Here is a 12,345-nt window from a genome sequence, read left to right on the forward strand (position 1 = left end):
GGGACGAACCCGAAAAAGACCTTAGGCGGCCAGGGCGGTGCGGACCTTGTCAGCAATAGCCTTGAACGCAGCCGGGTCTTGACCCGCGATATCCGAGAGGACCTTACGGTCGATCACGATACCCGCCACGTCCAGGCCGTGGATAAACTGCGAGTAGGTGAAGCCCTCGGTGCGGGCGCCGGCGTTGATGCGTTGGATCCACAGCGAGCGGAACGCGCGCTTGCGAACCTTGCGGTCGCGGTACGCGTACTGGCCGGCCTTGTCGACGGCGGCCTTGGCGGTGCGGATGGTGTTCTTGCGGCGACCGTAGAAGCCTTTTGCCTGCTCAAGAACCTTCTTGTGCTTGGCGTGGGCGGTAACGCCCCTTTTGACGCGAGCCATGTGTCAGCGCTCCTCTTAAAGGCCGTAGGGCATGTACGAACGAATGGTCTTGGTGTCCGAAGCACTCATGACCTTCGTTCCGCGGTTTTGGCGGATGTACTTGCCGTTGTGGCCGATCAGACGGTGACGCTTGCCGGCGACGCCGGCTTTCAGCAGGCCCGTGGCCGTGATCTTGAAGCGCTTCTTCGCGCCCGACTTGGTCTTCAACTTAGGCATTTCGCGTCAGGGCTTTCGCCCTGTCCTCTGGGATAGCAAGACGAACCGCCATGGCATGCCAATAAGCCAGGCGGTTCCGGAAAGGCGGGGTTAGTACGGGAAAGAGTCGGGGAAGGCAAGGGCGGACGGGGCGCCGTTGCTCCAGGTCGTCAATTGGGTGGGTTATTTCGTTCCAGGAACTCGACCATCGCCGAAAGGGCCTGCTGGCGCGTGCCCTCGCGTGACAGGTTGTGATCTTCGGACTTCAGGCTGATGAACTCCACCGGCTTGCCGGCGCGCTTGAGAGCGTCGCGCATGGCAGTGCTCTGGTCGTAATAAACCACGGTGTCGTCCTTGCCGTGGATCAACAACACCGGGCCATCGGCTTGGGCGGCATAGTTGACAGGCGAACGCTGGACCAGCTTCGGATCGGACGGCTTCTCGACACCCATGTAGCGCTTCCAGTAGCGAACGCTGGGGCTGTTAACGCCACCCTGGCTGATTTGCTTCTCCAACATCTTTTCCATGTCGGAAACCCCCGCCACAGCGACCGCGCACCGATAGACGCCCTTATCCAGTGTGATGCCGGCCAGCGCCGCATAGCCGCCATAGCTGGCCCCGACGATGCAGACGCGCTTGGGATCGATGGTGCCGACCTTGGCCAGGGCGCGCACGCCGTCCGACAGGTCGGTCTGCATCTTGCCGCCCCACTCGCCATAGGCAGCCTCCAGGAAGGCCTGGCCGTAGCCTGAAGACCCCCGGAAGTTGGGTTGCAGCACGGCATATCCGCGCGAAGCCAGCGCTTGAGCGCGATAATTGAAACCGGCTACATCCCGGGCCTGCGGACCGCCGTGGGGATAGACAATGAGTGGAAGATTTTTGGCGGGCTTGCCTGTGGGGAGGGTGAGATAGGCGTTGATCTCCAGCCCGTCGGCGGCCTTGTACTTGATCGCCTTGACCATAGCGACGTCCGCGCCGGTCAGGGTCGGATAAGCGCCGCCGATACGCTTGATCTTCTTGGCCGCCAAATCGGCCAGGTAGTATCCGCCCGCCTCGCCGGTGCCTTCAACATAGACCACTAGCTTCCCGTAGTCTGGCGTGAACGCCGCCAGATAGAGCTGTCTGCCGCCGAATGATTGCTTGATCAGGGCCCAGCCACTCGCCAAGCGCGGTTCCTTGATGTCGTATTCGCGATAGATGTCGTGCCGCGTAAACGCGATCACGCGCTCTTCCGTATCCAGCACTACGCCCAGATCTCCCGATCCTAGGGGCTCGCCTATAGGGCCTCCGTTCACCGGAACCGGTCGCAGCATCCAAGTCTGGTCATTCTCGTCCCAGACATTGAGGATGATCGAGCTTTCATCCAGAGACCGGCCGATGAGATCTGGCGTGTCGATCGGTGCGGTGACCGAATAAGCCTCGCGCCAACCTTGCTGGCGGAGGTCGAGCGACCAGCGCTTGCTATCGAAGTCGTATTTCGTCTTGGCCAGCAACTCGCCTTTGGAGTTAAGCAGATACTGGCTGGTGTCATCGTCGCCGCGTTGATGAACTTGGCCGACGCCTGAATCCGGATCGATCCGATAAAGATCGAGTTGCCTGTCGGTTGAGATCAAGCCCGCATAGATGACCGGCTTTCCATTGTAGGTTCCTCCGCGACTGGAGAACAGGGCGTTGGCCACCTTTTCCACGGTTCGTTTGGGTAGCGCTGTAGCGTCGCCGGTCGCGACGTTCAGGCTGGCGCCAAGGGAAAACTCCCGCGCGAAGAAGATGTCGTCGACCGTCGTTGTCTCGGAAATACGGATAAGGACATGGGTGGAGCCAACCCATTCCAGGGTGCGGACCTTGCGATCACCCATTTCAAGGGTGCGCAGAAGGGTCCCGTCGACCCCCTGCAGGACGATGGTCGAGCGCTCTCCCTCCTTGCGGATATAGGCCAGCTTCTGGCCGTCGGCCGAGATGTCCACCGAGCTCACGGCCGGCAGTCGGCCGTAGGCCTCCAGCGGCGCGGCCTGGGCGGCGCCTAGGCCGACCGACGCGGCCAGGGCGGCGACGACGAACAACTTCAACATGCAATCACCTCAACTCGACGGGTGTTACGCTATCGACGCCCGTCCAGGTTGTCGAGTGTCGGAAACTCAGGCCGCCGCCTTGGCGCGGCCCACCAGGGTCACGCCCAGCCAGACGGCGGGCAGCATCAGGGCCGCGCCGAACCAGTAGGGTCCGCCGATGGCGAGGCCGAACAGCGACCCGGCGATCAGGGGCCCGACCATGCGGGCCAGAGAGCCTGCCGCCATGTTCAGGCCCAGCATCTCGCCCTGGCGGTCGGGCGGGGTGTTGCGCGAGATCAGGGCCGCCACGCAGGGAAAGACCAGCGACTGGCCAAAGGCCGTGCCGCCCACGATCACCGGCACTAGGGCGGCGCTGGGCACGAAGGGGGTCAGGAACAGGGTCACGGCGATGATCGATAGGCCGGTAGTCAGCACCAGCGGCTCGCCAAAGCGCCGCGCCAGCCGGCCGGTCACGGCCCCCTGACCGATGGAGGCGACCACCCCGATCACCGCAAAGCACAGGCCAACCTCGCGCGGGCCCCAGTCGAACCGGGCGTGGGTCCAAAGGCCAAAGACCGACTCCATGCCGGCGAAGGCGGCGGTCGAGACCAGGGTGACCAGCAGCACCCGGCTCAGGATCGGGCTGGCCATGGCCGCCTGCAGGGCCTCGCGCCGGTGGGGCCTCGCCGCGCCCGGGGCGCTGGGCGAGCGGCTTTCGACGACGAACAGAAAGACGCCCAGCGAGGCCAGGGCCGCCATGCCGGCGGCCACAAACAGCGGGATCTGGAAGCCCAGGCGTCCGGCCTCCGGGTGGGCCAGCAGGCCGCCGAGGGCGGGGCCGACCACGAAGCCGGCGCCAAACGCCGCGCCCAGAAGGCCCATGCGCCCCGCCCGCTTTTCCGGCGGCGTGACGTCGGCCATATAACCCTGGATGGTCGAGATATTGCCGCTGCCAAACCCGCCGATCAGGCGGATGGCGAAGGCGATCCAGATGGTCGGGGCGAAGGCCAGGGCGACATAGGACAGCGTATTGGCCAGGATGGTGACGATCAGCACTGGCCGTCGGCCGATGCGGTCCGACAGCCGGCCCCAGAACGGCTCGGCGAAGAACTGTCCCAGGCTGTAGGCCGAGAACAGCGCCGTGATCTGCCAGGGCTCGGCCTTCAGCGACTGCGCATAGAAGGGCAGCAGCGGAATGACCAGGCCAAAGCCCACCAGGTTGATGAACACGACCAGCAGCAGGACGTAGAGCGCCCGGGCGCTGTGGGCGGACGACGCGGGAGAGGCGGTCGGGGGCATGGTCGGCGCTTTCGAAGGGCCGCCCGAATACGCCTTTTGGCGCGGCTCCGAAACGAAAAACGCCCCGGCCAAGGCCAGGGCGTTTGTCTCGAAATCAGATCGGCGCTCTTAGCGCGGCGCCAGGATCATGATCATCTGCCGGCCTTCCATGCGCGGCTCGTACTCGACCTTGGCGATTTCCTCGAAGTCGGTCTTCACCTTGATCAGCAGCTTCATGCCCAGCTCGGGGTGAGCCATTTCACGGCCGCGGAAGCGCAGGGTCACCTTGACCTTGTCGCCCTCCTCGAAGAACCGGGTCATGGCCTTGGTCTTCACCTCGTAATCGTGGATGTCGATGTTCGGGCGGAGCTTGATTTCCTTGAGCTCGACGATCTTCTGCCGCTTGCGCGCCTCGTTCTTCTTCTTCTGCTCCTGGAACTTGAACTTGCCGTAGTCCAGGATCTTGCAGACGGGAGGATTGGCGTTCGGAACGATTTCCACCAGGTCCAGACCAGCTTCTTCCGCCGCTTCGAGGGCGGAGGCGGTCGGCATCTCGCCTTGCTTCTCGCCGTTTTGGTCGATCAGCAGGACGCGTGGGACGCGGATTTCATCGTTGATACGCGGTCCGTCTTTGACGGGCGGCGTTTGCATAGGACGGCGAATAGGGGCGGCTCCGGTACAGTTGAAGAGAGTCGCGCTGCGCGAAGGCGCGCTGCGAGAAGATGATATATGACCTGTCGGGCGCCCCCTATCAAGCGGCGCGAACCAAACAGGCGCCAGCGCAGCCAATCCTTTTGAGCGCAAGGCGTATCCGGGACGGAAACGGTCGGGCGGGAACCTGGTTTTTCGCTGACGGATATTGACCCGCCTTGCCCACCACAACGCACCGACACACCCCTATCGAAGACATCCACGCCCTGCTGATCGGCTCCAGTTTCATCGCCGTGGGCCTGACCCTGCTGAAGGCCGCCGGCCTTGTCACCGGCGGAGTCGCGGGCGTGGCCCTGATCGTCTCCTACCTGACCGACTGGCCCGTGGGGACGGTGTTCCTGCTGCTCAATATTCCCTTCTACGCCTTGGCTTATCGGGCGCTGGGGCGGGACTTCACGATCAAGACCCTGGCCACCAACCTGCTGCTGGCGGGTCTGGCTTTGGGCATGCCGCACTGGCTGAAGGTCGAGGGCGTAGACCCGATCTTTGCGGCGGTGTTCGGCGGCACGATCATCGGCATGGGCATCCTGGCCCTGGCGCGACACCGCTCCAGCGTCGGCGGCGTGGGGGTGCTGGCGTTGTATCTTCAGGAAAAGCGCGGGATCGGCGCCGGCAAGGTGCAGATGATCGCCGATTGTCTGGTCGTGGCGGCCGCTTTCGCGGTGATCAGCCCGACAAAGCTGCTGCTGTCGATTCTGTCTGCGGTGGCGCTGAGCGCGGTGATCATCGCCAATCACCGGCCGGGTCGCTACGCGGGGTACTGAATCTAAGGCAGCAGGCTCATCGCCGCGCTGGCCACCGTCGAGACGGGCAGGGCTTTGAGGTCGGGTGAGCGGATCACCGCCACGTGGCCGCGCGGGCCGCAGAGGTCTGGGTCGGAGGCATCGGAGAACAGGGCGATGGTCGGGGCGCCCGCAGCGGCCAGCAGATGCGTGGGGCCGGTGTCATTGCCGACCACCAGCGCTGCCTTGGCGCCCAGCACGGCCAGCTGGGCGAAATCGGTGCGGCCGGTCAGGTCGCGGGCCTGGCCGACCGACTTCTGGATCTGCCGCGCCATGGCGCTTTCCTGCGGACCGCCGATAATCACGATGTCCAGGCCGCGCGCCTTCAGCAACGAGCCCAGCTGGGCGAAGGCCTCGACGGGCCAGCGCTTTTCCGGCCGATGGGCCGAGCCTCCGGGCACGAACAGCACGTAGGGACGCGGCGTGGCGGCGCCGGCAACGGGGCGAGCATCCTTGTGGCGGCGCAGGATCCACGACAGGTCCGGCGGCGGGGCGTTGCCATGCTCGGTCGGGGCGTCTGGCCAGATGCCGGCGGCGCGCAACTGGTCCGCCTGACGCTCCAGCGTATGCATGGTGTTCCGTGCCTTGCTGCGCTGGGGCAGGGAGCAGCCAAAGGCTATGCCGCTCCATTGCGGGGCAAACGGCCGCAGGGCCTGGAAGTACCAGTTGGTGCGGCTGTTGGTCTGCAGGTCGTAGACGCGATCGTAGCGGGCCTTGCGCAGGCGGCCCAGCATCTGGGTGATGTCCCCGAAATCCATCGGGCGGCCGTCGGTTTCGACGCTGTTGAAATAGGGGCTGAGCTTGGCGAGGGCTTCGAACGGGGGGGTGGTCAGAAGGGTGATCTTGGCCTTGGGATGGGCCTCGCGGATCTTCTTCATCGCCGCCAGAGCGAGAACGAAATCGCCAAGGGCCCCCAGCTTGATCACCAGGACCTTCTTGATTTCCTTACTCACGGTCTCCGCTCCAAAACTCTGGCTTCCAGCACGCGCGCATAGACGTTCAAGGTGGCTTCGCACATGGCGTCCACCGAATACAACCGCCGGGCGCGAGCCCGGGCCGTCTGGCCCATGGTCTGGCGAGTCGCCGCGCCGGCGTCGCGGGCGGTGACCAGCGCAGCGGCCCAGGCTTGGGCGTCACCCGGCGCGACCAGCCAGCCGGTTTCGCCCGGCAGCACGGTCTCGCGCGCGGCGCCGTGATCGGCGGCCAGCACGGGGCGTCCCATCACCTGCGGCTCGACCGCCGTGCGGCCGAAGGCTTCGGGTTCCAGCGACGGCGCTATGGCCAGGTCGGCCAGCAGATAGGCGGCGGGCATGTCATCGCAATGGCCGACGATCTTGACGTCATCCTGCAGGCCCGCAGCGGCGATCTGGGCTTCCAGCTCGGCGCGATAGGCCTTGCGGCCCTGATCGTCGCCGACCAGCAGCAGCAGCACCCGGGCGCCGCCGGCGGCTTTCAGCTGAGCCATGGCCTCGATCAGCAGGGCCTGGCCCTTCCAGCGGGTCAGCCGGCCGGCCAGCAGCACCTTGAGGCGGCGCTCGTCGGCGGCGACCCCCCAGGCCTTGCGCAGGGCCTCGATCCGGTCGGCGCTGACCATGCCGGGTTCAAAGCGGGTCAGGTCGACGCCGCGCGGGATGGCCACCACGCGGTCGGGATCAATGCCGTGTTCCTTGATCACATGCGCGCGGGTGTATTCGGAATTGGCGATCACCAGGTCACCCTTGGTCATAACCGCATTATACCAGCGCTTGAGGTTCGAGCGGGCATTATAGACGCCATGGTAGGTGGCCACGAACGGCACCTTGGTGGCATGGGCGGCCCACAGGGCGCTGAAGGCCGGGGCGCGGGAGCGGGCGTGGACCAGGGTCACCTTCTCGCGGCGGATCAGGTCGATCAGCCGCGCGGCGTTGCCCAGCATGATCAGCGGGTTTTTGGTCTGGGCCGGCATCTGGGCCAGACGGCCGCCGTCGGCTTCCAGCCGCGAGGCCATGCGTCCGCCCTTTGTCGCGACCAACGCCTTGCCGCCTTGCGCCACGACGGCGTGAGCGACATCTATCGTCGTCTGCTCAGCACCGCCCGTTTCCAGTTCGGGGGTAACCTGCAGCAAGGTGAAATCGGCGGGAAGTGCGGGCACGCGACTCTCGGATGAGATGACGGGTTTAGTTAGCGAAAGGATCAAGGCCGCGCCATGACCGAATACCCTGAGTTCCTGGTTAGCGCCGACAAACAGCGCCTGGCCTATCGTCTTGTGGCCGGCGAGGGGCCCACGGTGGTCTGGCTGGGCGGTTTTCACTCCGACATGACCGGGACCAAGGCCCAGGTTCTGGCCGATCATGCGCAGGCGACGGGCAGGGCCTATCTGCGCTTCGACTATTTCGGACACGGCGAGTCGGACGGCGCGTTTCGCGACGGCACGATCAGCCGCTGGCGGCAGGACGCCCTGGCGGTGATCGATGAGCTGACGCAAGGGCCGCTGGTGCTGGTGGGTTCGTCGATGGGCGGCTGGATCGCGTGCCTGGCGGCCATCGCGCGGCCCGAGCGGGTCAAGGCCATGGTACTGATCGCCCCGGCGCCGGACTTCACCGAGAAGCTCATGGAGCCCGAGCTGTCGGATGACGCCAAGGCCGCTATCGCCCGCGACGGCTTCTGGATCCGGCCTTCGGAGTATGATGACGGCGGCTACGCCATCACCCGACAGCTGCTGGAAGACGGCGCGCGGTGGTCGATCCTGCCCGGGCCCGTGCCGATCGAGGTTCCGGTGCGGGTGCTGCAGGGCGGCGCCGATCCGGACGTGCCTTGGAACCATGCCCTTGAACTGGCCAATGCCCTGAAGAGCGACGACGTGGTCTTCACCCTGATCAAAGACGGGGACCATCGGCTGTCGCGGCCGCAGGATCTGGAGCGGTTGGTGGCGGCAGTGATCGAGGCGCGGTCGCTGGTCGAGGTGGATGATGATCCGGTCGCGCGGCGGCTGGCGAGGGCGGCTCGGGCTCGGGGCGCGAGCCTGGCCTCGGCGGCGGCTTGGGCGGCTGCAGATATTGGGCCGGACGAGGAGTAGGGGGGGCTTCGAGCGCGCGGCGGCTCAATTGGCCTCGGCGGCAAGCCAGTCTTCGCTTCTCAGGCCATCCACCCGTCGGAATTCCTCGAGATTGCCCGTAATGACGACCAGGCCGCGAGATCGCGCGTGGCCTGCAATCAAGATGTCGTAGCCGCCGATCATATTGCCTGATCGCTCCAGTACCGCGCGAATATCCGCCGCGTGATCAGCGGCGGCCGCATCGAATGTCAGGACATCGAGCTTGGCCGCGAACCGTTCGACCTCATTGCGATTGTGTTCGGGTCTCGCCGATTTGGCCGCGCCGTGAAGCAATTCCGTCAGAATTATCGTCGAGATGCAAAGGGCGTCCGCGTTCAGGTTGAACCTGTCCTTCACGCCTTGGGGCCGGTCTCTGAGCACACGAATGCACAGATTGGTGTCCAGCATGTAGCGCAGCATCAGAGCGCTTCGCGAGACTGAACGGGGGGCTGTTCTCGCTCGCCAAGTTCGACGCCGGGCGCCATGAAGAACTCGTCCCAAACGGCGTCTGAAGGCACGATGACCCGGCGATTACCATCGCGCAGCACGGTCACCGACCGCACGCCATCGGGAAAGGCCACATCCTTGGGCAAGCGGACCGCCTGCGAGCGGTTTGACTGGAACAGCGTTGTCTTGGTCATGTTCAGTTCCGGGATATACGCAATGTATATCCCAAACTCCGCTCGCGGTCTAGTTCTCACCCACCAAGATCGCCGCCAGCCCCTCGCGATAGGTCGGGTACTTCGGCCGCCACCCCAGCTCCGCCTTGGCCCTTGCATTCGAGACCCGCTTGTTCTCGGCGTAGAACCGCCGCGTGGCGGGCGACAGGCCTAGGGCGTCGAACGGCAGGTCGGGCGGCACGGGGACGCCCAGCAGCCTGGCGGCGTATTCCATTACGTCCTGCGGCGGGGCCGGCTCGTCGTCGCACAGGTTATAGATACCGCCCGCCCGGGGCTGGTCCAGCGAGGCCAGCAGGCCCGAGACGATGTCGTCCAGATGGATGCGGCTGAACACCTGGCCCGGCTTGACCAGGCGGCGGCCTTCGCCGGCCCGCAGGCGGTCCAAGGCGCTGCGACCGGGTCCATAGATGCCCGGCAGGCGGAAGGTAGTGACGGTCAGGCCCATGCCGCGCCCGACCTGGCGCCAGTCGCGCTCGGCCCCGACCCGGCGGGCGCCCTCGACCGACTGGGCCTTGAGCGGCGAGGTCTCGAACACCCAGCGGCCGTCGAAGTCGCCATAGACGCCGGTGGTCGACAGATAGCCGATCCAGTCGGGGAAGGCCCCCGCCTGGGCCAGGGCCGGAATCACCGATTCCAGCGCCGCGCAGCCGTCCTCTCCGGGCGGGGAGGTGATCAGCACCGCATTGACCCCGGTCAGGGCCGTGGCCATGGCCTCGCGATCGTTTGGATCGGCGGGTTCGATACCGGCCGCTCGCAGCGTCGCCGCCTGCTCCGGTGAGCGCGCCGAGGCGGCGATATCCCAGCCCCGGGCCCGCAGCGCCTGGGCGAAAGCTGCGCCGACATAGCCCAGACCGAACACGAACAGACGCAAGTTGGAAGCTCCGCCACCCTGAAAAACAGAGGCTGAATGAGCCCTCTAAAGACCACGCTCCGCAACCCCTCAAAGGGCGCTTGCCAAGGCGAGATCGCTCTGCCATAAGCCGCCTCCTCATCGCGGGGCGGTTCTTTCGCTTCCAAGATGCGGGCGTAGCTCAGTGGTAGAGCACAACCTTGCCAAGGTTGGGGTCGAGAGTTCGAATCTCTTCGCCCGCTCCATTTCTCCCCTCTTGGAGAGTGGAACGAGACCCGAGAAATCAGGATGCGGGCGTAGCTCAGTGGTAGAGCACAACCTTGCCAAGGTTGGGGTCGAGAGTTCGAATCTCTTCGCCCGCTCCAATTTCTCTTAAGACCCCGCAGATCAGACCCGCCAGGGCCGCCCAAAAAGCGGCAAGCGGCCTTTGGCGTCGTGTCGATTCCTGATCTAACGCGTTTCCATCGCGTTTTCGGGGACGTTCATGACCAACCGCCATCCTGCTCGCTGGGCCGTTTCCGGCCTGATGATCGCCGCCCTGATGACGGGGACCGCCGCTTGGGCCCATCCCGATGGCGACCAGCTTTCCCAGGCCATCAAGACCTATGAAGCGGCCAATGCCGGTGGCGAGGATGACGACGGGGGCGGCGCCGAGGCCGCGCGCTGGCGGCTGCCGCCGGTGGGGCCGGCGGCTGATGCGGCCCGCAAGGCCAAGCTGTCCTACGCCCAGGGCCTGCTGACCGGCGTCATCGTCGAGCGCCTGAATCCCGATGAGCGCCTGACCCTCCAGCTGCTCAACTTCGCGATTGCCGAGCGCCTCGAGAGCCTGTCGTTCGATGAGTCGCGCATGCCGTTCAGCAGCGACGGCGGCTTCGATGTCACCTTGCTGTATCGCGCCAATGGCATGCGCCTGAAGACCGAGGCCGAGGCCGCCAAGTGGCTGGAGCTTCTGGCCAAGACCCCTGACTGGTACGACGCCAACATCGCCAATGCCCGGCGCGGCCTCGACACCGGTTTCGTTCAGGCCACGCCCACCGCGCAGTCGGTGCTCGATCGCGCCAGGCGCACGGCGGCGACCCCGGTGGCGGAAGAGCCCCTGCTGGCGCCCCTGCGCGCACTGCCGGCCAGCGTGCCCGCCGACCGCAAGGCGGCCCTGATCGCCCAGGGCGAAAAGGTGCTGGCCGAGATGGTCGCCCCGGCCCGGGCCGGCTTCGTCATCTTCATGGAGACCGAGTACCTGCCCAAGGCCGCCAAGAGCCTGGCCGCCGTCGATCTGCCCGATGGCCAGCGCTACTACGCCTTCCTGGCCCGTCGCCACACGACCACAGCCATGACGCCCGACCAGATCCACGACGTTGGCCGCAGCGAGGTGGCGCGCATCCGCGCCCGGATGCAGACGGTGATGACCCAGACCGGCTTCAAGGGCACCCTCCCGGAGTTCATCGCCTATCTGCGCAAGGACCCCAAGTTCTACGCCACCAGCCGGCAGCAACTGCTGGAAAAGGCCAGCGAGATCGCCAAGCGCGCCGACGACCAGCTGCCGGCCCATTTCGGCGTCCTGCCGCGCCTGAGCTATGGCGTGCGACCGGTGCCGGCCAGCATCGAGAAGGGCTACACCACGGGCCGTTACTTCGGCGGAGATCCCAAGATTGGCCGGGCCGGGGGGCTGATGATCAACACCTCCGAGCTGGACCAGCGGGCCCTGTACGAGCTGCCGGCCCTGGTGCTGCACGAGGGCGCGCCCGGGCATCACACCCAGACCTCTCTGGCCCAGGAACAGACGGATGTGCCCGAGTTCCGCAAGGGCCTCTATTTCAATGCCTTCGGAGAAGGATGGGGCCTCTATTCCGAATGGCTGGGCGAGGAGATGGGGATCTATCGCGATCCCTATGAGCTATTCGGCCGGCTGTCCTACGAGATGTGGCGCGCCTGCCGGCTGGTGGCCGACACCGGCATCCACTGGAAGCGCTGGAGCCTTGAGCAGGCGCGCGCCTGTTTCACCGACAATACCGCCCTGTCGCCGGTCAATATCGAGGTCGAGTTGGCCCGCTACGTGTCCTGGCCTGGCCAGGCCGTGGCCTACAAGATCGGTGAGCTGAAGATCCTCGAACTGCGCAAGCGGGCCGAAACCGCGCTTGGCGATCGGTTCGACGAGCGCAAGTTCCACGATGCCGTGCTTTTGCAGGGTTCCCTGCCCATGGCGGTCCTGGAGCAAAAGATCGACGCGTGGATTGCCCAGCAGAAGGGATAGGCGGGACTTGAGCGGGGATTGGCGGGCGCTCCGCCTATCCCCGTCGGTAACACGCGCGCCCTCTAACCCTCCGCGCCGAAACCGACTATCAGGAGG

General features: G+C 65.8%; 13 protein-coding genes and 2 tRNA genes. 5 read left to right on the top strand and 10 right to left on the bottom strand.

Annotation, left to right across the window (positions count from 1 at the left end; genetic code table 11):
• Window positions 1-21: 21 nt before the first annotated feature.
• The 5 genes from rplT to infC form a co-directional block, all read right to left on the bottom strand.
• Window positions 22-381, bottom strand: coding sequence for a 50S ribosomal protein L20 (rplT, locus tag ACN2C8_RS04735; protein ID WP_419254681.1), 360 nt, complete (start codon window positions 379-381; stop codon window positions 22-24).
• A gap of 15 nt (window positions 382-396) precedes the next feature.
• Window positions 397-597: a 50S ribosomal protein L35 gene (gene rpmI / locus ACN2C8_RS04740; RefSeq protein ID WP_012285249.1), complete on the bottom strand. Its 201-nt coding sequence runs from the start codon at window positions 595-597 to the stop codon at window positions 397-399.
• A gap of 149 nt (window positions 598-746) precedes the next feature.
• Window positions 747-2,645, bottom strand: a complete 1,899-nt coding sequence (locus ACN2C8_RS04745) for an alpha/beta hydrolase family protein (RefSeq protein WP_419254682.1) — start codon at window positions 2,643-2,645, stop codon at window positions 747-749.
• Window positions 2,646-2,711: 66 nt separating this feature from the next.
• Window positions 2,712-3,923 (bottom strand): MFS transporter, encoded by a 1,212-nt coding sequence (locus ACN2C8_RS04750; RefSeq protein ID WP_419262229.1) that lies wholly within the window; start codon window positions 3,921-3,923, stop codon window positions 2,712-2,714.
• A 108-nt stretch (window positions 3,924-4,031) separates the two neighbouring features.
• Window positions 4,032-4,553 carry a translation initiation factor IF-3 gene (infC, locus tag ACN2C8_RS04755; RefSeq protein WP_419255817.1) on the bottom strand — a complete coding sequence of 174 codons (522 nt, stop codon included), beginning with the start codon at window positions 4,551-4,553 and terminating at the stop codon, window positions 4,032-4,034.
• Window positions 4,554-4,771: 218 nt separating this feature from the next.
• Between infC and ACN2C8_RS04760 the strand changes: the two genes are divergently transcribed.
• Window positions 4,772-5,377, top strand: coding sequence for a YitT family protein (locus tag ACN2C8_RS04760; RefSeq protein WP_419254684.1), 606 nt, complete (start codon window positions 4,772-4,774; stop codon window positions 5,375-5,377).
• 2 nt (window positions 5,378-5,379) lie between these two features.
• Here ACN2C8_RS04760 and ACN2C8_RS04765 read toward each other — a convergent pair whose 3' ends face one another.
• Window positions 5,380-6,348, bottom strand: a complete 969-nt coding sequence (locus ACN2C8_RS04765) for a glycosyltransferase family 9 protein (RefSeq protein ID WP_419254685.1) — start codon at window positions 6,346-6,348, stop codon at window positions 5,380-5,382.
• Entirely contained in the window at window positions 6,345-7,526 is a 1,182-nt protein-coding gene (locus tag ACN2C8_RS04770; protein ID WP_419254686.1) for a glycosyltransferase family 4 protein, read from the bottom strand. Before ACN2C8_RS04770 ends, ACN2C8_RS04765 begins: the two co-directional genes overlap by 4 nt.
• Before the next feature lie 54 nt (window positions 7,527-7,580).
• Here ACN2C8_RS04770 and ACN2C8_RS04775 point away from each other — a divergent pair, with 54 nt between their 5' ends.
• Window positions 7,581-8,450 (top strand): alpha/beta fold hydrolase, encoded by an 870-nt coding sequence (locus ACN2C8_RS04775; protein ID WP_419254687.1) that lies wholly within the window; start codon window positions 7,581-7,583, stop codon window positions 8,448-8,450.
• A gap of 24 nt (window positions 8,451-8,474) precedes the next feature.
• Here ACN2C8_RS04775 and vapC read toward each other — a convergent pair whose 3' ends face one another.
• The 3 genes from vapC to ACN2C8_RS04790 are packed head-to-tail and all read right to left on the bottom strand — an operon-like array spanning window position 8,475 to window position 10,019.
• A complete protein-coding gene (gene vapC, locus ACN2C8_RS04780) occupies window positions 8,475-8,888 on the bottom strand; it encodes a type II toxin-antitoxin system tRNA(fMet)-specific endonuclease VapC (protein ID WP_419254688.1) in 414 nt (137 codons plus the stop codon).
• On the bottom strand, window positions 8,888-9,109 hold the full coding sequence (gene vapB / locus ACN2C8_RS04785; protein WP_419254689.1) for a type II toxin-antitoxin system VapB family antitoxin: 222 nt from the start codon (window positions 9,107-9,109) through the stop codon (window positions 8,888-8,890). The genes vapC and vapB overlap by 1 nt, the downstream gene beginning before the upstream one ends.
• Before the next feature lie 49 nt (window positions 9,110-9,158).
• The gene (locus ACN2C8_RS04790; RefSeq protein WP_419254690.1) at window positions 9,159-10,019 is read right to left on the bottom strand and encodes an SDR family oxidoreductase; all 861 of its coding nucleotides are present in this window, start codon (window positions 10,017-10,019) and stop codon (window positions 9,159-9,161) included.
• 149 nt (window positions 10,020-10,168) lie between these two features.
• Here ACN2C8_RS04790 and ACN2C8_RS04795 point away from each other — a divergent pair.
• From ACN2C8_RS04795 to ACN2C8_RS04805, 3 genes are all read left to right on the top strand, one after another.
• Window positions 10,169-10,243, top strand: a tRNA-Gly gene (locus ACN2C8_RS04795).
• Between the two features lie 45 nt (window positions 10,244-10,288).
• Window positions 10,289-10,363: transfer RNA gene (locus tag ACN2C8_RS04800), tRNA-Gly, on the top strand.
• Window positions 10,364-10,482: 119 nt separating this feature from the next.
• Entirely contained in the window at window positions 10,483-12,249 is a 1,767-nt protein-coding gene (locus ACN2C8_RS04805) for a DUF885 domain-containing protein (protein WP_419254691.1), read from the top strand.
• Window positions 12,250-12,345 lie beyond the last annotated feature (96 nt).

Source organism: Caulobacter sp. ErkDOM-C (assembly GCF_048541825.1).
Lineage (GTDB): Bacteria > Pseudomonadota > Alphaproteobacteria > Caulobacterales > Caulobacteraceae > Caulobacter.

What these genes read in the sequence shown, in the direction of transcription:
- infC (WP_419255817.1), bottom strand. Translation starts at nt 4,553, where the DNA reads ATGCAAACGCCGCCCGTCAAAGACGGACCGCGTATCAACGATGAAATC.
- vapC (WP_419254688.1), bottom strand. Translation starts at nt 8,888, where the DNA reads ATGCTGCGCTACATGCTGGACACCAATCTGTGCATTCGTGTGCTCAGA.
- ACN2C8_RS04745 (WP_419254682.1), bottom strand. Translation starts at nt 2,645, where the DNA reads ATGTTGAAGTTGTTCGTCGTCGCCGCCCTGGCCGCGTCGGTCGGCCTA.
- rplT (WP_419254681.1), bottom strand. Translation starts at nt 381, where the DNA reads ATGGCTCGCGTCAAAAGGGGCGTTACCGCCCACGCCAAGCACAAGAAG.
- ACN2C8_RS04805 (WP_419254691.1), top strand. Translation starts at nt 10,483, where the DNA reads ATGACCAACCGCCATCCTGCTCGCTGGGCCGTTTCCGGCCTGATGATC.
- rpmI (WP_012285249.1), bottom strand. Translation starts at nt 597, where the DNA reads ATGCCTAAGTTGAAGACCAAGTCGGGCGCGAAGAAGCGCTTCAAGATC.
- vapB (WP_419254689.1), bottom strand. Translation starts at nt 9,109, where the DNA reads ATGACCAAGACAACGCTGTTCCAGTCAAACCGCTCGCAGGCGGTCCGC.
- ACN2C8_RS04775 (WP_419254687.1), top strand. Translation starts at nt 7,581, where the DNA reads ATGACCGAATACCCTGAGTTCCTGGTTAGCGCCGACAAACAGCGCCTG.
- ACN2C8_RS04750 (WP_419262229.1), bottom strand. Translation starts at nt 3,923, where the DNA reads ATGCCCCCGACCGCCTCTCCCGCGTCGTCCGCCCACAGCGCCCGGGCG.